Source organism: Myxococcales bacterium (assembly GCA_016706225.1).
Lineage (GTDB): Bacteria > Myxococcota_A > Polyangia > Polyangiales > Polyangiaceae > JADJKB01.
Map to the genome: position 1 here is coordinate 161,822 of JADJKB010000025.1, position 17,492 is coordinate 179,313.

A 17,492-nucleotide genomic window follows, 5' to 3' on the forward strand; every position below is an offset into this window, starting at 1 on the left:
CTTCGGTCGAGCGGGGCTGCGGGCTCTGCCCGCGATTTTGACCGCGCGGATGAGCTCCAGCAGGGCCGCCTTGCGAGATCCACGGTCAGCGACTCGGGCGAGCCGTCGCGCCATTACGGCACTACGTCGGCTGTTCGCGCGTCCTTCAGCAGTTTCCAGAAGGTCGTGAGCTGCTCTCCTTTGAGCTCCCACGAACCGGTCGGGGAGTTCAGGGAGCTGTCGAAGGCCGACAAACCCACCACGCGCGCGCCTTTCCCGTCCTTGTTCGAGCCCGCGGCCGCGTCGTACCACTCTTGGACACGCAGACCAGCCGCGGCATCGGTGCCGCGCACGCCCCACTCACCGACCGCAACGTCGACGCCCTTGCCCTTGGCCCAGGTGCGGACCGTCGCCCAGGTCGTGGTGAGCAGCGAGGCTTCCGCGTCCCGGTAGTGATCGACTCCGACGAAGTCGTAGATGCCGGCCTTCCACCACTCTTCCGGGTTGCGGCCGGACTTGGGATCCCATGTCCACGACATCAAGATGGGAGCGAGCGCAACGTTGCCGACCTTCGTGGCGGTCATGCGCAGGCGGACGCGTTCGTTCATCGCGACGTGTCCCTTTGGCCCCGCGGGATCGTCGGGCGAGTTCGTGCCGCCTCCGCCTTCGGGCTCGTGATGCAGCGTCAACCACACGGGACCTTTCAGCGCGGCGAGTGCGGTGAGCATCTGATCGATCTCGGCGTCATGAGTGCCCGCGCCCATCGCGGCCCACGATGGCGTCTTGACGCTCACCCACGGCAACCGCTGATGTGCGAGATCGTCCTTCGCGATGGTGATCATCGACGTGGTGCGCTGCGACCATTGGAAAAAGGTCCGGCGCACAGCGAGCGGGTGACCCGCCGGCGTCTCGTGACGCACGACCGGATCGCCGTTGCCAGACACCGCCGCTCCCCAGACCAGCATTCCGGCTGGCGCTTGGCCCGGATAGTCGGGCTGAGCGCTGTTGCCGCCGGTTCCCGCGCCGCCGGTTCCGTTGCCGCCAGTTCCCGCGCCGCCTGTCCCCGAGCCCGCTGTCCCGCCGCTCGCACTGCCGGCTGCCCCGCCACTCGCGCTGCCGGCTGCCCCGCCACTCGCACTGCCGGCAGCTCCGCCGCTCGCGCTGCCCGCCGCTCCGCCACTCGAGCTGCCGGACGAGCCGCCCGAGCTGCCACCGCCAGTCGCAGCGCCGCCCGAAGCGACTCCGCCGGATGACGCGCCACCGCTTCCGCCACCGTCCTCGCCGCCACATCCAACCGCGAGGGGCGCAAGGAGCATGCAGACGACCGAGGCAATGTTGCGCGAGTTCATGCAAAGACGCTGAGCAGTGTTCATGCCAGCCTTCCGATCGCTTCACTGTAGGCCATTTACGCACCCGCGGAGCCGACAAGTGTGACACGGCCGGTCACACTGCAAAGGGCCTTCCTGGCAGGGTGTGACCCGCGGCGTCTCAGTTCGGGTTCAGCCCGCGGGATGGCGATTCGTCTCGCCGGTGCTGAGCTTCGCGCAGGCCTGCCGCTCTCGCCTTCGCCCCAGGATCGGCGGCGGGCATCGCACGGCCGCGATCGCCGTGCTCACGCCCTGAGACGGTCCGGGCACACCCGCACGCGTGCGCCCCGTGCGGCCAGCAAGCGGTTCCGCCGCCTCGGCTCGGGCCGCCACCCCAAGCGGCTCAAGGGTGTGCCGGCTGCCTCGACCCGTCCCCGCGGCTGGGATATGGTTTGGCGGGTGCCATGCTGCGCGTGCACGCGCGGCGGCCGGGGAGAAACCATGCGACTCGTGCAATCAGTTCTGTGGGTCTGCGCCATTCTGACGGGCGCCGCTGCTCCACCTGCCTTGGCCCAGCCCGTGCCCGCGGGTCCTGCCGATCTCAGCGTATCCAACCTGACGCTGAACGGCGAGTTCAACCCCGGCGGACGCGTTCAATTTGGGGTAACGGTCAACGCCACGGGGAAATTCCCCAAGGCGGACCGCCAGCTGACTTACGCCTTCCAGGTTTGCCGCGAACAGACCTCCGCCACGTGCACAGGAGTCGCAACTGGCGTGGTCAAGTACACACCGGGCTCGGTGACACAGATCGTCACGGATTGGAAGCGAATCACTCCGTGGCTGCCGGCTGGCGGGGCCTCACCTACTCGCATCATGGTGTTCGTGAAGGATCAGGCGCTGCAGGAGGACTTCGCCAACAACGAGCAGTGGAGCCCGGTTAGCGTCGGGACCCTGCCGCGAGCCCCGTACGCCTACCAGAAGTTCGACGATCGCGAGATTGACAAGCACAATTCCGCGAAGCTGAGCAAGGTCAGTCGCGACGCATGTCTACTGGCCTGCTCCGCAGACTCGTTGTGCAAGAGCGTGGACTACGCACCCAAGACCAAGACCTGCTACCTCCAGCATGTCCACCGGAAAGACGTAGGCGGGGCTTACATCAAGTCCTCGAAATACGATCACTATGCCCGTCCCTGCCAGCTGGACGACAGCCCGCAAAAGTGCGGTACTTGACTCGAGAGCGCTTCGACACCGGCGCGACACTCTCGGGCGAAGGCGCCTCTGCGTCATCTCTCGAGAAGCGCTATGTTTCCCGAGTCGTGCTCCTCAGGCGGCGTGCAGTCGAGGTGGTGCGAGCTGGGACGTTGGCCCTCGCGTCGGTACCACTCTTGTTCGCGGGCTGCCGTGAGCCGACGGAAATTACGGTGACCTTGCGCACCGACGTTGGATGCGCCGACGTCTCCGAGACCAGCCTGAGCGTCGGTAGCCTGACGACGCTGGCCGGGAAACCCCCGGTCTCGACCCGGAAAGGTTGCAGCGACCCGAGCGGCCGCATCGGCTCGTTGGTCATCGTCCCGAGTGGCGACAACGACGACGAGGTCGCCATCCAGGTCATCACCACCATCAACGGCCTCCCAAGCAGCGCGTGTGACGCCAGCAAGCCCTCGAGCGACTGCATCGTCGCGCGTCGTGCCTTACGCTTCGTGCCCCACACGCCGCTCGATTTGCCGATCGAGCTCAGCGCGAGCTGTCTGGGCAAGGTTTGCTCCCCAGAGCAGACTTGTCTGGGCGGTGTTTGTGTCGCTGCGAAGCTGCCCGACCCGGCGGCCTGCACCACCCCCGGCGGTTGCGCGGTGGTCGGAGATGCTGGCCCTGATGTCGCCGTCGACGCGACCGCCGACGCATCTCAATCGGACCTGGTCGCGTGGTTCGATTTCGAGGACACACAGGGCTCCATTGTCCTGGACCTCTCGGGCAACGGCAATCACGGCACGCTGCTGGGCGCCAGCGCGCAAGCGGGAGCGGGACACAACGGGAGTGTTGGGCTCGTGCTCACGGCGTTGGACACACTGAGTGTCGGGCCCAGCCCCATCCTGGCCGCGATCGATCAGAACAGCGGCGTCACCGTGTCGGCCTGGGTGAGCGTGAAGGCGAACCCCACCGCCCTTGGATTCATCTTCGACCATGACCCCACTCCGGGCATCGACGACCTCGAAGCCTGGCTCACCGCGACGCACGTTTGCGGCGACGCGGTTCCGAGCCACCAGACACCAACCTGCACGCCGAGACCTGTGGCACTTGGCGCTTGGTTCCATGTCGCAATGACCGCGAATGCCTCCACCCTCGCGCTCTTCGTGAACGGGGTCTTTGCCCTCTCCAATGGGGCACCGCCTCCCCAGTTCGCGCTGACCAAGACCTCGTATTTCGGGTTCGACTGGGCGGGTACCATGGACGACCTGCGGATCTACAACCGGGTGCTGTCCGACACTGAGATCGCGGCGCTGGCGAAGTGAGTGCCGCGCGGCACGTCAGCGTCGGCTCGCGCCCTTTCGGGCGAAACTCGAGTCAGAACCGAACGAGCGGTCCTGCGACCTGGCCGGGTGCCATGTCGCCCGTGTCCGGATCGCGCTCGGTGAGCAGTGCGTAGGTGAGCACCGCCCCGCCCACGACCGCGACACCCACTCCGGTCCAGAACCACCAGCGCGAAAGCAACCCCGGCGGTTTGTCGAGCGGCACGCTGATCTCGTTCCTGGCGCCCGCGGCCATCTCGACGCTCGTGTCGGCCTCGTCGTAGTCGGGGTGCCGCACGACCACGCGGTGCCTGCCGGCCGGGAGGGCCATCTGCACCGGGACCGCCCCCAGCCGTTTGCCATCGACGAACACGGTTGCGCCCGCGATCGGGGAGTTGACGATCAGGAGCCCGCTCGAGGACTTCGAGAGTAGCTTGGCCACCAGGGAGACCTTGCCCCCGCCGGTCAGAGTGACGGTCTGCTTGAACGGTTGATAGCCGTCGGCGTTGACCTCGATCACGGCCTTGCCCGCGTTCACCCAGAGTGGCTTGGCGAACGGTGTCGTCCCGAGCACCTTGGCACGCAGGAGGACTCGGGCGCCGTTCACGTTGCATTGCACGTCGAGCTCGCTGACCCTGTTTCTCACTCGCGCCAGCAACTCGTCGAGCTTCTTGACCCGGGACTTCAGCTCGGGCGGCGCGTCACGCTCGAAGGCCTGGAGCTGCTCGAGCGCCTCCGGATACCGCGCCAGGGCCTCGTACGCTCGGCCCCGGTTGTAGAGCAGCGCCGGTGAGGGCTCCAGTGAGTAGGCTCGGTTGTACAGGTCGAGGGCGCGCTCGTAGTCGATGCGCTGCATGGCCTCGTCGCCTTGCGCTTTCAGATCCACCGCCGTCGGCTCGGCTGCGGGCTCGGCCCAGGCGGACGCTGTCATGAACAACATGACCCCTGCGGCGAGCGCGGCCAGCCAGAGCGAGAGTGCGCGCGGACGAATCATAACGTCAGTGGGATCCCAGGGTCTTTTGCCTCGGGCTTCGGGGTCGGCTTTTCTGGCCCCGGCTTCGAAGGGGCCGACGGTAGCGCGTTCGGCGGCTTTTGCGGCCGAGTTTTCGGCGGGGACAGCCCCGCCTGCGGGCTGACTTCCGCCGACGCGCGGGGCTCGACCGCCGGCCGCGGCTCAGGCTCCGGACTCACCGGACTCGACAACAACGGTGCAGGCACCGCCTCTGCAGCCGTTCGGACCGGCTCGGGCGCGGCGGCGCGGCCGTCCAGGGCATACCAGAGCAGGCCCGCGATCGACGCCAGCGCCAGCGCCGCAAGACTCAAGCCCAGCGCCCGCGGCTTGGGCCGCGGCGGCTCCATGGCCACGGTCAAGGCCGGCCGAGCGTTCGCGTCGGACGCAGAATCGACGGGCGGGCCCGACGCGAGCAACGTCGGCGCGTCGGTGAGAACGGGTGGAGTCGTCGCCGGGTTCGAGGGGTTGCTCGTCGCCAGCGGCTCTGGCACCCAGGTGCCGCTCACACCGAAGGGAGCCAGGGTTCGAGCCAGCTCCTCGACCGTCTGGAAACGTCGTTCTGGAGCTTTCTCCAGAGCACGCATGATCACTGCTACCAGGGCGTCTGGCAGGTCGGAGCGGTGCACGCGCGGGCTCGGGACCGGATCCGCGGTGATGGCTGCGACCACGGCGGTGGGGTTTTCCCCGTGGAACGGCGTCGTGCCGGTGAGTAGCTCGTACAAGATCACGCCGAGCGACCAGATGTCGGAGCGAGCATCGGCGCGCTTCGCGGAGCGGATTTGCTCCGGCGACATGTACAGCGGTGTGCCCAGCGCCGAGTGCGTGGCGGTGACCGACGAGTCGCCGTCGGACAGCTTCGAGATGCCAAAATCCAGCAGCTTCAGCGTTCGATTCGGTCCGTCCCCGCACAGGAAGAGGTTGTGCGGTTTCAGGTCGCGGTGAACGATGCCGCGCGCGTGGGCCTCCTGCACGGCAGAGCACGCTTGAAGCAGGTACCCCACTGCTTCGGTTACCGGCAGGCTGCGGCGCTCCGTGAGCTCCGAGTCCAGGTCGCGCCCCTCGAGGAACTCCATCACGATGAACGGTGTCCCGTCAGGGAGTGAGTCGACGTCGAAGATGCGGGCGACGTTCACGCTGCGGAGCTTCGCTGCCATGCGTGCCTCGCGTTCGAAGCGCATCACGATTTCTTTGGACTGGCGGTCCTGCTCACGGAGCAGCTTGATGGCGACGCGTTCGCCGAGGCGCCGATGCATGGCCTCGTAGACGACGCCCATGCCGCCTTCGCCCACCCGTCGCAAGATTTCGTACTTGCCCGCGAGGAGCTCGCCGTCGAGGGGGGTGGAGTGTGGAGCTTGGATCACGAGCCGCGCACCCCTGACCGGCGGTTCGGCGTGCGCAGCGCAGCGGACGAGCGCCCGTGGGCAAGAGCAGTCCGGGCCAGCGGCAGAGCGCCGGCACGGAAGCTTGTCGACGCGCGAGGCGGTCCAGGCATTGGAGGCAGGATAGCGCGGCCGCCCGCGCTTCGCGACTTCGCAGTCACCCGCCCGAGCTCCCCGCTCGCCGCCACCGACTCAGAGCTTGGCCAGTGCCGCGATCTCTGCCGGGGACAGCACATGGTCGTAGATCCGCACCTCGTCGAGAACGCCGTCCCAGCCATACCCGAAGAAGGATATCTGGGTCAGAGCGAACTTCGGCGCCGGGGTCTTGCTCGTGGCCACCGATGAACCGTCCACGTACAGGCTAGCGCTCGCGGTGTCAGCGCTGAGTGCCACGTGGGCCCAGGTGCCAGTCGTCAACGTCGCGGTGCTGCACGCAGGATAGTAGGTGCCGCCGACGGTGGGGACCACGTCCATGCAGAGCGCGCGGGTCGGCTCGATCCAAAGCTCGACGGTGGGCGTGCCGGCGGGGTCATTGGCGAAGATGAAGCCCTTGGCGGGGGGCGCCTTCGTAAGGTTCACCCAGGCAGCGATGGTGACACCGGTCAGCTGAGTCACGGCCGCCAGCAGGGTGCTCGGCGCGATCTGTAGCGTGCTAGTGCCGGCGGCACCGGTCAGCACCAGGCCTCCGGAAGCGTTGTGCCCCGCACCCGCCTTGACCGTTGCGCCAATCGGAGTGCCATCGAGGCCGTTGCCCGACGAGTCCGGGATCGCGCCGGTCGTGACCTCGAACGCGTAGTGGAGCAACGGCTTCGTTGTTGCCGGCCCGTCCGCGTTGACGTCTGCGGGAGCGTCGTTGCCGGTGTCGGCCGCCGCGTCGACGCCGCCATCGAAGCCCGCGTCGAGCGCGGAGTCGGTTCCGGTGTCCACGCTCAGCGCGTCGCTGCCCGCGTCCGGCGCGGGCGCGCAACCTCCGGGGGTCGTGCAGCTCTCGGGGTCCGGCAGCTTGGCGGAAACGCACTTGCCGTCGAGGCAAGTCTGGTCGTCGGGGCACACCTTGCCCAAACAGCTCGCGCTGAGCTCGATTGGCAGCTCGAGGGGCGTGTGGGGCACGAAGCGAAGCGCGCGCCGCGCCACGACACAATTCGCCGACGGCTGGTCTGGCTGGCAGCCGCTCGCGAGCTGCCCGTCGACCCCCAGGATGGCCTGTATCGTCACCTCGTCCTGATTCTCTCCGCTCGGGATCACGACCAGTGAGCCAATGCGGCCGTCTGGCGTCTTGCAGCCCTTTTGGCTGGAGACGGTCGGCTTGTCCTTCACGCTGGTCAGCGTCCCGACGCCGACCGTTGTTTCGGTCACGCTGGCGCACGGGACGTCCGTGCGGAGCTCGACCGTGATCTGGGTTGGCTCTCGGCAGCTCGGCAGCACGAGGGATGCTGCGACGAGAGTCAGCCCTCCCGCTCGGAGCCAATCACGCCGTCGCCCACGCATCGCACGAGCCTACCACGCACGCTGCACTCGCCGAGTGTCACGGCTCCGCCGCGGTGCACGCGAAGGGTTCGCGTTGCCGCGTGTCTCGGCCAACACACCGGAGCCGAGCCGCACGCAGGGTGCCGAGCCCGAGCTCCGAGCCCTCGCACTTTCATTTCTTTTCAGCGGGGATGCTCAGCGCCCGTGGCGTAGACTGCAGCGTGGCAAATTCGCACGTTTCAGGCTCGATTCTCCTGGTGCTCTTCTCGACCGTGGCCGTCGCGTGTGGCGGGGAAGGGGGCGGGTCGGGTGGCCAGGCTGGCTCTGGCGGCAATCCCTCAGCAGGCGGTGGGTCCTTCGGGGGCAGCGGTTCCGGCGGTTTCGGCGCCGCGACGAGCGGCGGCAGTGGAGGGCAGGCGGGCAGTGGCGGTGTTGCAGGTTCTGGCGGTGCGGCGGGCAATACGAGCGGCGGCAGCGCGGGCGCCGATGCAGGGCTCGGTGGCGCTCCGCCGGACGCGAGCACTGGCGGCGCGGCCGGCGCGGACGCGGGCTCCGACGCGGGCCCTCCGGTGGTGACACAGCAGAGCGGCAATTGCGCCACACCGGTGAGCGTCACGGTGAGCGGTAGTGTTGCCAAGATCACCGGCGACACCTCGAGCCTGAGCGACGAGTTCCCGAGTCTGAAGTGCAAGCACTCCGGTAGCGGGCAGCTCGGGTGGTACGTCGACGAGCTGTCGCTGAGCGAGAACTGAGATCCGACGTGCAGCTTCGCCGCCTCGCCGCTCTCCGCTACGCCGTTCCGTTCGTTCCGCTCGCGGCTTGGGGAGTGCTGCTCGTCACTCGGCCGCGGCTGTGGGAGCGGGTCCCGCGCGCGGTCTCGGGAACGGCGCCCGGATTCGCCTACATTGGCACGTTCGCCCAGCTCTTTGCCTGTGCGCTGTTCGTGGGCGCGCCGTACCTGGTGCGTGAGCGCCCACTCGAAACCGCGTTGCTGCGCGTCGCTGCGATGGTGATCGCGGCAGTGTTCCTTTATATCGGCGCGGTGTGAGCCGGCTAGTGTCAACCGAACGTGCGGTGGTCGTCGCTGAGCTGCAACGGCAGTCACGCTGCGTCTTGCATGCGCAGCCGCCGGGCGCTGTTGCGGTAGCCGCCCGTGTGTCCGGCGTCAGGTTCGGGCTCGGCCTCCCAGGTCAGCTCCCTCTTCAAGAAACGCATCGGCGAGACGCCGAGCGATTGGCGCAAGCGGCACCGGTGAATCAGCGTTCCAGTCGACGACGGACCCCACTCCAGGCTAGCGTTCTTCCATGCAGGGATATCCACCGCAAGGGCCTCATGCAGCAGCCGGCTACGGCCAGCAGGGGCCGAGCTTCTCACCAGCAGACGCCAGCGGCGGCATGGGGCGGCTGGAGATCTACTCGAGCTTTTTCCCGCTGATGTGGTTCCTGTTTTTCACGCGCCTGCGCGTCACGATCAATGGGCAGGAGCGGCTCGAGAAGTGGGGTAGCACATGCTTCGATCTGCCCGCCGGAATGCACCACGTGAAGCTGCACTTCCCCAATCTGTTTGGGCCGGGGGGGCTCGCCCAGCATCAGTTTCAGATCTGGCCGGGTCATACGACCAAGCTCAGCTATTCGGCGCCGATGTTGTTCGCTGCCCTCGCCGGGACCATCACCGAGAGAGGCACGCAGCCCATCGCCCAACTGATGCCGCCGCGCTACTGACCGTCGCCAGCCGGACAGCGACGGGCACGCCGTCGCCCCCGGCCGGCTGAATCCGCGAAACCGGGGGCAGTCGGAATTTCTCACGCCCCCCAACGGACGGCGTGTCAGGATCGAAGCATGTCGAGTTGCGCGCGCACGGTCGCTGTTGTTTTGGTCGCGAACGCCTTGCTGACGGTGAGCTGCGGGAGTGGGGACAGCGGAGGCTCGACCGCATCCGACGCGGGGAACAACGACGCCTCGACGGGTGGGGCGTCGGGCGCGGGCACGGGTGGCGGCGCGGGGTCGGGTGGCGCAACGGTGAGCTGCCCGTCCGGCGGCGGGCCCAAGATGGTCGCCCTCGCGGCCGGGTTCTGCATCGACAGCACGGAGGTGACGCGTGACCACTACGCGACTTGGCTCGCGACCAACCCGTCGCTCGCGGAGCAGCCAAGTCAATGTGTTTGGAACTCCACCTTCGTTCCCCAGTTCGATTGGCCACCCACGGGCGACGGCGACCGCCCCGTTGGGCACGTGGACTGGTGCGACGCTCACGCCTACTGCAAAGGCGTCGGCAAACGCTTGTGCGGCGCGGTCGGTGGCGGACCCACCCCGTACGCGGAGTACAAGGATGCAACGAAGAGCCAGTGGACTCTGGCCTGCACCTCGGGAGGCAAGCAGTCGTTTCCGTACGGGAACCAGTACGACCCGCAGGCGTGCGCAGGGGTCGACTACGTCAAGGTAGATCTGAACTACACCGTGGCGGCGGGTACCCTCACGACATGCCAGTCGACCGTCTCGGGGTATGCGGGTGTATTCGACCTGAGTGGCAACGTGGCGGAGTGGGAAGATTCGTGCGAGCCGTTCACCAACGTGCCCTCGGGCCAAGTCGACTATTGTCGGGTGCGCGGTGGGGGACGCTGGCAGCACGGGTACACCGATCCCGCCAACAACGAATACGGAGAGCTCGGCTGCGTGCCGGGTCCGGGCATCGAGCTCGGAGCCGGACGCAGCTCGACGGACGCCACGACCGGGTTTCGCTGCTGCGGATCTTGAGTTGGTGCGGGGGCCCGCAGCGCCTCACTTGCAGTCGAAGGTGGCGGTTCCGACCACGGGCGGAACGACGAACAACACCAGACTACGAGGCGCGCGGAATGGGTCAGTCCCGTCCAACCTCTGGACCGCGCCGCTCGGACGATCCCACTTGAGCGTTCCTCCGCGACCTCTCTAAGATGCGCTTCGGAGGGCACGGCCGTGAAGTATTGGAGCTCGTTCATCAGCTTGATCGCACTCGGGGCTCTGTGGACCGCGGCGTGTGGTTCGGACTCGGAGGGAGGGGGAGGCAGCGGCACCGGCGGCGCTTCCACCGGCGGCAGCGGGGGCGCTTCGGGTGGCGCGAGCGGCGGCAGTGTGAGTGGGGGCGGCGGCGGCAGCACGGGTGCGAGCGGCGGAACGGGTGGCAGCGCCGGCGACGCGAGCACGTGTGGCCCGACCGCGCTGCCTAGCGCCTGGGCACCGAAGCCCTACGGACCCGCCAAGGTTCAGCTCGACTCGTGCACGACGCCGATGATCGACGAGTACTTCAGCAGCTGCGCCGACAAGAACGAGCCCCCTTGTGAGAAGTTCGGCGCAAGCTCGGACTCGGCCAAAGCGAAATGCGAACAATGCCTGTGGTCGAAGCTCGGAGATCCGGGCTGGTCGGTCCTCCTCACGTACTCCGAGACCTACTCCATCGTGAACGGGTACGGCTGCATCGAGCTGCTCGGCGGCGAGAACGCTGCCGAGTGCGCCGCCCTCTTGTCAGCCTCTGGCCAGTGTGTCGAAGAAGTCTGCCGGCCTTGTTACAAGAACAACACGGTCGACCAGAAGTGCGGGGGCGCTGCCGGTCAGGGTGTCTGCTCGAGCTACGCCAAGGCGGCGACTGGCGTGTGTCAGTCGTTCACTTCGAGCTACTGCGTCAAGGGAGATCTCGCTTCGGCGAAGAAGCTGGCGGCCGCGTTCTGTGGGGCGAGCGCATCCGACGCCGGGAGCGACGCTGGCGCGGACGCGAGCCAGGACTGAGCCCAGACACGGATCTGACCCGGCTCGGTGTTGCAGGCTCAGCTTTGGCTGAGTTCGCGCAAGACTGCCCACGTCGAGTCTAGAGTAGCTCTCGCCGCTTGGCCTCCGGATCGAGCTGCGGCGGCTTGGCGTACGAGCCCGAGAGCTTGACGACTGCCGTGTGCACCTTGCACACCGGGACCTGCCCTTCCATGTAGTACACGGGACAGCGGCCGATCTCGACGACCTCCATGTCGAGTGAACGGGCGTGGGCGACTGCGTCCCGATGTCCGGTCTGGAAGCTGAACCAGATGCGTTTTGCGCCGAGCTCGTGCGCGATGTCCACGGCGCGCTTTGCGCTGTGCGGTTTGGTCCACACGACCGCGAGGTCGCTGCGATCGGCAGGAATGTCCTTGGGCTCGGCGTAGACCTTCCCGCCCTTCACAGGTCCTCGCGACGCCGTCATGCCGCCGAGGTCCAGGTAGTAGACGCGGTGACCCTTCTTCGATGCGTTGGCGTAGCTCATGGCCGGGAAGCGGTCTTCGCCACTGTCACCGATGAATACGAAAGGCTCTGCGTTTCGGATTACGTCTTCGAGAGGGTGTGTCATCGAGACCTCCGGGGCTCGCACTAACACGATGAGGAGCCGGGCGGATCAGGGCCGGCAGGCCGGTGGCGGCACGGGCCGCGGGGCGCCGAAAAGCCAGCGCCGCATGCGATGGCTCGGCCGCCGCGGCGGAAGATCTGCTACGACCGCTGACCAGGAGGCCCGATGCCCGTCCAGGCGCAGCAGTCGTTCGAAGAAATCGCGGCGCGCGCGCGGCGTCACCTCGAGCAGGTCGTGGCCATCGATTCGGCGAGCGACGAGAGCTCGGCAACGATCCCGAGCACCGTCGGTCAAGCGCGGCTTTCCGAGCACCTGGCTGGATTCTTCGGAGAGCTCGGCGCCTCGGTGGAGCGCGACGCGCACGCCAACCTGATCGCGACTTTCGCGGGACGTGGAGCCGGCGCCGCGGCCGCTCCGCTCGCGCTGCTGTTCCACCTCGACACGGCGCGCGGCACACGAGCGCTCGAGCGACTCGACCTGACGTCGACCTGGGATGGCGACACCGTGCGGTATTCGGCGAATGACAGACTCGAGGTCAACGTCGAGAACTACTCCACGCTGCGGAGTTTCGTCGGACAGACCCTGCTGTACGGCCCAGGGGACGCGCCGTTCGGACTCGACGACAAACTCGGCATGGCGCACGTGATGACCCTCGCCTGGCTGCTCCGGGAAAATCCCGAGATCTCGCACCCGCCGCTCATCGTCATTGGTCGTCCCGACGAAGAGATCGCGCGCATGCAGGCCGTGAAGGGACTCGCCGCGCTACTGGCCCAGCGCGGGGTTCGGAGCGGTTACACCATCGACGGCATCGAGCCCTACGAGATCAACGTTGCCAATTTCAACGGCTCCCGAGGTTCGGTCTGGTTCAAGTCTCGGCCGGGCGAGATGCCGGATTGGCCGGTATTCACCCTCAGCTTGGGGGGCGTGAACACCCACGGCGCAACCGCCAAGGCAGAGGGGCACCGACCGGCCACGCGCCTCGGCGCCGAGCTCTTGCAGCGCCTGCACGCACAACACCTCGTGCCGGAGTCCATCGTGCTCGCATCTTTCCGCTCCGATTCGCTTCGCGACTGCGACGCAGAGCTCGCGGTCTACCTGCGTGACGACGGCGCCCGACGGGCGCTCGTCGAGGCGCTCGAAGCAATCGTGACGCCGCACGTCCCCCGGGGCGCGAGCTTTCGGCTCGAGCCCGGCCCCTCGCGGCCCACTCCAGACGCCGCGGTCTACGACCTGCTCGACTTCATTGCGCGCTTCCTCTGCTCCAATCCGGGTTTCCCGCTCGCCGCCGAGGACTCTGCGGATTGGGAGGGTTACTCGCAGCCGTTCCGCGCGCTCTCGGACGAGCGCGGACTCAGGCTCGACGTGCGGCTTCGCGACTTCGATGAAGCGGGTCTCCGGGCGCGGTGTGAGCACCTGAAGCGCCAGGCCGCAGCGTTGCCGGTCGAGATCGACGTGCAGTACGCCAATATGGGTCCCAAGCTCGCGGATCGGCCGGAGCTCGCCGAGTGGGCGAAGCGCGCAGGCGAAGCGGTGAGCGTCGAGACGCGTGTGCTGCCCATTCGCGGGGGCACGGGAGTGGATCCGTTCCTGGAGCGCGACGTGGCCCTTGCGAACCTCGGCACCGGCTACTTCGCGCCCGAGAGCGAGAAGGAGCTCACGAGCCTCGAGCTGATGGTCGGGCACGCGGCCTGGCTGCTCGCGCTGGTGCAGATCGCGGGCGCGCCGAGCGGGTGAGGGGGAACGTGGCGGAGACGAGCTTTCACGGCAAAGTCGCGGTCATCACCGGCGGGGCCTCGGGCATCGGTGCGGCGCTCGCAAGGCAACTGGCGCAGGCGGGCGCGAAGGTCGTGCTCGCGGATCGACAGCTGGATCTCGCCGAGCGCATCGCCTCGGAGATTTGCGCCGCTGGCGGCAGCGCGACCGCGCTCGAGCTCGACGTCCGCGATCTACCGCAGACGCTTCGCGTCGTGCGGGCGACCGTGGAGCAACTGGGCTCGCTCGACTATTTCTTCAACAACGCAGGCATCGGCGTGGGGGGTGAGATCGATGGCTACGCGGCTGCTGACTGGGACGACGTCATCGACGTCAACCTGCGCGGCGTGACCTACGGCATTCAAGCTGCCTACCCGGTGATGATCGCGCAGGGATCGGGGCACATCGTCAACACCGCCTCGGTTGCCGGACTCTTGGCGGTGGCTGGGGAGGGCAGCTACGGCGCGACGAAACACGCGGTGGTCGGGCTGTCGAAGGTCCTGCGCATGGAGGCAAAACGCCACGGCGTGCGGGTCTCGGTGCTCTGCCCGGGCGCGATTCGCACGCCAATCCTGACCGGAGGAAAGTTCGGCAGGATGAATTACGAGGGACTGACCGACGAAGCAGTGTTGAAGATGTGGGCGCGCGTTCGGCCGATGGACGTCGACGTGTTCGCCAGGAAGGCTCTCACCGCCATCGGCAAGAACGAAGCCCTCATCATCATCCCGAGCTGGTGGAAGGCGCTCTGGTACCTGGAGCGACTCTCGCCGAGCCTGAGCTCCCGCCTCTGGGAGCGCATGTCCGCGAGCCTGCGCGCTGATATGGAGTCTGCTGGGGCACGCCCGGTGTCGCGTCGCGGCTGAGCGCGCGCGGGCCGCCCGCTCGGCGCGCTCGACCCTGGCGCTCCCCACGCGTAGTCTGGAACACGAGAGACCCAGCCCTGGACGTTTGACGCATGGCTTTCCGTGACGACCGCGAGGCGCAGCGTGCCCGGATCGACGTGCTCGAGGCAGATCTGGCGACCGCACGTGACGAGGCTGATACGGCACGCCGCGAGCGCGACGCCGCCGTGGCGGAGCGCGATGAGGCAACGCAGGCTACTCCCCACCAGCTACTGGACGAGGCGGTGGTGGAGCGCAACCGCGAGCTCGAGCAGGCGGCACGAGCCGCGAAAGAACGCGAGCGCGCGGCGCGTGCCCGCACCGTGGGCAGGCGCGACCGCTGGATGGTCGCCTGGAACCTGCGGCGCGCCGCACACATTGGGTTGCTGGTGCTGGGGGGCATCGGTTGGCTCGGGCTCGGCCCGCTGGCGGCAGCGCTCAACCGCGAGATCCTCATCCTCCCGGGAGAGCGCATGGCGATGCAGTGGGCGTTTGTCGCGTGTGCGCTGGCCGCGGTTCTTGGGTCCGCTCTGCTCCTACATAGCCTTCGGTCCCTCACTCGTTTTCGCGAGAGGCTGCCCTTCGAGCTCGAGCCTGCCGGCTGGGCCAAGCTGGTGGACCAGGAGAACTTCTGGATTCATGAAATGTGGCGTCACGTGGTGGTGAGTGTCGAAGGCGGGGCGAGCTCGGAGGTCTCCGCCGCACTCCAACGCCTCGCCGAGCAGGCGGACAGGACGTTCTACTCCGCGGAAGACCCCACGAGTGACCGGCGGTTGCGCTGGAAGGTGGAGGGCCGCCGGGCCCGCGGTAGCGCAAACGCCCGTACCGCCTACGCGCTGTTGGAGTGGTGCCGTCGGGACTTGGCGTCGATCGCCGGCGGGGGAGCCGAGATTCACCGTGTCAGCTTGACCGTCAGTGACGAATCCGTGCACGTGAGTCGGCCATCGGACTGAGTTCGAGCTGCGGGCGCGATTTGCCGGCCATCTTTGCGTCCGGCGCCGCAGTTCAAGAGCACGTGCAGCCCTGGGCACCGCAGGTCAGCTTCACCTTCAGCGTGTAGTCCCCTTCGTCGTCGAACGCGGTGCTGCCGTCGACGACGATGATGTACCAGCCGTCCTTCGCCGCGACGTAGTTCTTCGTGCCGCTGAAGTAGTCGTCGCAGACGTCCTTGTTCGTGCAGAGCAGGTCGTTACAGCCCGAGTTCGAGAAGATCTTGATCGTCGCGTCCCAGAACGAGCTGCTGTAGGACGGGCAGGCCCACGAATCGGTGAGCGTGACGGCCATGCTCTCGCCCGCACGCAGGTAGATCCGATAGGTGTGATCGGCGCCAGCGTCGTAGCAGCTTCCGCTGTCGTCCAGGCGATTGTAGGCGTAGCAGGTGTTGTCGCTGATGGTGAACCCGTTCGAGTCGCCCGCGTCGATGCGGCCGATGATCCGGGCGCCCGAGCACTTGTCACGGTTCTGATTGCCGTTGCTGCAGGCCTCGGTGGGCGGCGGACAGCCGGGAGGACCGCAGACGTTGGCCTTGCAAACTTGACCGCCGGTGCAATTGGCGTCGGTCAAACACTGCACACACTTCGACGTCGTGCCCTGGTCGAGGCACAGGGGCGTGCCGCCGCCGCAGGCGGCGCAGTTGGCGCCGCAGGCGGTGTTGGTCTTGCACACCTGGCAGGCTGCTGCGCTGCACTGCTGATTCGTCGCACAGGCAGCGCAGGTGGCGCCGCACTTCTGGTTCGTGTCACAGGCAAGACAGGTGTTCGCGCTGCAGTATTTTCCGGCCCCGCAGTGGCCATCCGCTGTGCACGCGACACACGCGGTGCCCCCCGCGTTGCAGACCTGGGTCGTGCTGGTGCAGTTCGCGCAACTCGCGCCGCAGTGTGCGTCGTTGTTGCAGGTCTTGCAGGTGCCGGCGTCGCACCATTTGCCCGCGCTGCAGTCCGCCGTCGTCGAGCAGTCCTTGCACACGCCGTTGGAGCAGCCGAATGGACAGTTCGCGTCCGTGGTCGGGTAGCTGCAGCTGCCGCTCTGACACGTGCCGCTCGAAGCGGGGGTCTTCAGCGTGTTCGGGCCGCTGCAGTAGGGTGCGGGCGGCGTCGAGCACGCGACGCCGGCGCAGGGGTCGTTGGCGCAGGCTCCCAGGGCGCAGCCAAAGGAGCAGAAGACGGTGTGTTTTCCGTAGCTGCACTGACCGCTGCCACACGTGCCCGGTGCGTCGTAGACGGTCAGCTCGGTTGCGCCGGAGCAGTAGCTCGCAGGGGGCGTCTTGCACGAGACGCCGATGCACGGGTCGCCATTGCAGACGTCGTTGGCGCATGAAAAAGAGCAGTACTGTTTGTGAGACGTGTAAGCGCACTGGCCGCCTGAGCACGAGCCGGGCACGTCGTACACGGTGAGGTTGTTGGCGTCCGCGCAGGTGTTTTTGGGCGCGGTGTTGCAGCTGACGCCGACGCACGGATCGCCGTCGCAGGCGTCGTTCTTGCAACCGGACTTGCACAGCTCTTGCTGCGAGGCGTAGGCGCACTTCCCTGCGGAGCACGTGCCCACCGTCGAGTACACCGTCAGCGAGATCGCATCGGCGCAGGTGTTCTTGGGCGGCGTGTTGCACGTCGTCCCGATGCAAGGATCGGCTCCCGCGGAGCCACCACCACCGGCAGCTCCACCGCTCGCCGTTCCGCCGAGGCCCGCTTGGCCGGCGTTGCCTCCGCTGGCGCCTGCGCTTCCGCCGGTGGACACCGAGCCTGCCGCGCCGCCCGCCGAAGCGTCCGGGCTCTCGTCGGCCGACACACCTTCGGCTTCTGCGCAGCCCATCGCGAGCAGTGCCGCAAGCAGCGCCCAAAGCTTCGCCCGGCCCATCGGCTGGACTC

At 67.7% G+C, this 17,492-nt stretch carries 16 protein-coding genes; 10 read left to right on the top strand and 6 right to left on the bottom strand.

The genetic code is table 11. The features are described 5' to 3' along the window. Positions 1–113: 113 nt before the first annotated feature. Positions 114–1,328: a hypothetical protein gene (locus tag IPI67_39305; protein MBK7586221.1), complete on the bottom strand. Its 1,215-nt coding sequence runs from the start codon at positions 1,326–1,328 to the stop codon at positions 114–116. Positions 1,329–1,796: 468 nt separating this feature from the next. On the opposite strand from IPI67_39305, the gene IPI67_39310 reads away from it, so the two are divergent. Both IPI67_39310 and IPI67_39315 read left to right on the top strand, forming a co-directional pair. Then, positions 1,797–2,516 (top strand): PAN domain-containing protein, encoded by a 720-nt coding sequence (locus IPI67_39310; protein MBK7586222.1) that lies wholly within the window; start codon positions 1,797–1,799, stop codon positions 2,514–2,516. Continuing rightward, complete coding sequence (locus IPI67_39315; GenBank protein ID MBK7586223.1) at positions 2,513–3,796, top strand: LamG domain-containing protein; 1,284 nt, start codon at positions 2,513–2,515, stop codon at positions 3,794–3,796. The genes IPI67_39310 and IPI67_39315 overlap by 4 nt, the downstream gene beginning before the upstream one ends. Before the next feature lie 52 nt (positions 3,797–3,848). Here the strand turns inward: IPI67_39315 and IPI67_39320 are convergent, their stop codons facing one another. From IPI67_39320 to IPI67_39330, 3 genes are all read right to left on the bottom strand, one after another. Next, positions 3,849–4,787: a PEGA domain-containing protein gene (locus IPI67_39320; protein ID MBK7586224.1), complete on the bottom strand. Its 939-nt coding sequence runs from the start codon at positions 4,785–4,787 to the stop codon at positions 3,849–3,851. Continuing rightward, positions 4,784–6,166: a protein kinase gene (locus tag IPI67_39325; GenBank protein ID MBK7586225.1), complete on the bottom strand. Its 1,383-nt coding sequence runs from the start codon at positions 6,164–6,166 to the stop codon at positions 4,784–4,786. Before IPI67_39325 ends, IPI67_39320 begins: the two co-directional genes overlap by 4 nt. A gap of 210 nt (positions 6,167–6,376) precedes the next feature. Beyond that, a complete protein-coding gene (locus IPI67_39330; GenBank protein ID MBK7586226.1) occupies positions 6,377–7,672 on the bottom strand; it encodes a LamG domain-containing protein in 1,296 nt (431 codons plus the stop codon). A 200-nt stretch (positions 7,673–7,872) separates the two neighbouring features. On the opposite strand from IPI67_39330, the gene IPI67_39335 reads away from it, so the two are divergent. The 5 genes from IPI67_39335 to IPI67_39355 all read left to right on the top strand — a co-directional run bounded on the left by IPI67_39335 (position 7,873) and on the right by IPI67_39355 (position 11,409). Further along, on the top strand, positions 7,873–8,403 hold the full coding sequence (locus IPI67_39335; GenBank protein ID MBK7586227.1) for a hypothetical protein: 531 nt from the start codon (positions 7,873–7,875) through the stop codon (positions 8,401–8,403). An 8-nt stretch (positions 8,404–8,411) separates the two neighbouring features. Beyond that, positions 8,412–8,699, top strand: a complete 288-nt coding sequence (locus IPI67_39340) for a hypothetical protein (protein MBK7586228.1) — start codon at positions 8,412–8,414, stop codon at positions 8,697–8,699. A 256-nt stretch (positions 8,700–8,955) separates the two neighbouring features. Then, positions 8,956–9,372, top strand: coding sequence for a hypothetical protein (locus tag IPI67_39345; GenBank protein MBK7586229.1), 417 nt, complete (start codon positions 8,956–8,958; stop codon positions 9,370–9,372). A 117-nt stretch (positions 9,373–9,489) separates the two neighbouring features. Then, positions 9,490–10,404: an SUMF1/EgtB/PvdO family nonheme iron enzyme gene (locus IPI67_39350; protein MBK7586230.1), complete on the top strand. Its 915-nt coding sequence runs from the start codon at positions 9,490–9,492 to the stop codon at positions 10,402–10,404. A gap of 198 nt (positions 10,405–10,602) precedes the next feature. Then, the gene (locus IPI67_39355) at positions 10,603–11,409 is read left to right on the top strand and encodes a hypothetical protein (GenBank protein ID MBK7586231.1); all 807 of its coding nucleotides are present in this window, start codon (positions 10,603–10,605) and stop codon (positions 11,407–11,409) included. Positions 11,410–11,488: 79 nt separating this feature from the next. Here IPI67_39355 and IPI67_39360 read toward each other — a convergent pair whose 3' ends face one another. Beyond that, entirely contained in the window at positions 11,489–11,998 is a 510-nt protein-coding gene (locus IPI67_39360; protein ID MBK7586232.1) for a CoA-binding protein, read from the bottom strand. Between the two features lie 162 nt (positions 11,999–12,160). Between IPI67_39360 and IPI67_39365 the strand changes: the two genes are divergently transcribed. From IPI67_39365 to IPI67_39375, 3 genes are all read left to right on the top strand, one after another. Further along, positions 12,161–13,729: a hypothetical protein gene (locus IPI67_39365; protein MBK7586233.1), complete on the top strand. Its 1,569-nt coding sequence runs from the start codon at positions 12,161–12,163 to the stop codon at positions 13,727–13,729. An 8-nt stretch (positions 13,730–13,737) separates the two neighbouring features. Then, complete coding sequence (locus tag IPI67_39370) at positions 13,738–14,610, top strand: SDR family oxidoreductase (GenBank protein ID MBK7586234.1); 873 nt, start codon at positions 13,738–13,740, stop codon at positions 14,608–14,610. Between the two features lie 92 nt (positions 14,611–14,702). Then, positions 14,703–15,581, top strand: coding sequence for a hypothetical protein (locus IPI67_39375; GenBank protein ID MBK7586235.1), 879 nt, complete (start codon positions 14,703–14,705; stop codon positions 15,579–15,581). Between the two features lie 52 nt (positions 15,582–15,633). Here the strand turns inward: IPI67_39375 and IPI67_39380 are convergent, their stop codons facing one another. Beyond that, positions 15,634–17,481 carry a hypothetical protein gene (locus tag IPI67_39380; GenBank protein ID MBK7586236.1) on the bottom strand — a complete coding sequence of 616 codons (1,848 nt, stop codon included), beginning with the start codon at positions 17,479–17,481 and terminating at the stop codon, positions 15,634–15,636. Positions 17,482–17,492 lie beyond the last annotated feature (11 nt).

Bases quoted from the DNA above. Each gene is read 5' to 3' on its own strand.
- IPI67_39305 (MBK7586221.1), bottom strand. From the start codon at position 1,328: ATGAACTCGCGCAACATTGCCTCGGTCGTCTGCATGCTCCTTGCGCCC.
- IPI67_39380 (MBK7586236.1), bottom strand. From the start codon at position 17,481: ATGGGCCGGGCGAAGCTTTGGGCGCTGCTTGCGGCACTGCTCGCGATG.
- IPI67_39330 (MBK7586226.1), bottom strand. From the start codon at position 7,672: ATGCGTGGGCGACGGCGTGATTGGCTCCGAGCGGGAGGGCTGACTCTC.
- IPI67_39345 (MBK7586229.1), top strand. From the start codon at position 8,956: ATGCAGGGATATCCACCGCAAGGGCCTCATGCAGCAGCCGGCTACGGC.
- IPI67_39360 (MBK7586232.1), bottom strand. From the start codon at position 11,998: ATGACACACCCTCTCGAAGACGTAATCCGAAACGCAGAGCCTTTCGTA.
- IPI67_39375 (MBK7586235.1), top strand. From the start codon at position 14,703: ATGGCTTTCCGTGACGACCGCGAGGCGCAGCGTGCCCGGATCGACGTG.
- IPI67_39320 (MBK7586224.1), bottom strand. From the start codon at position 4,787: ATGATTCGTCCGCGCGCACTCTCGCTCTGGCTGGCCGCGCTCGCCGCA.
- IPI67_39365 (MBK7586233.1), top strand. From the start codon at position 12,161: ATGCCCGTCCAGGCGCAGCAGTCGTTCGAAGAAATCGCGGCGCGCGCG.
- IPI67_39350 (MBK7586230.1), top strand. From the start codon at position 9,490: ATGTCGAGTTGCGCGCGCACGGTCGCTGTTGTTTTGGTCGCGAACGCC.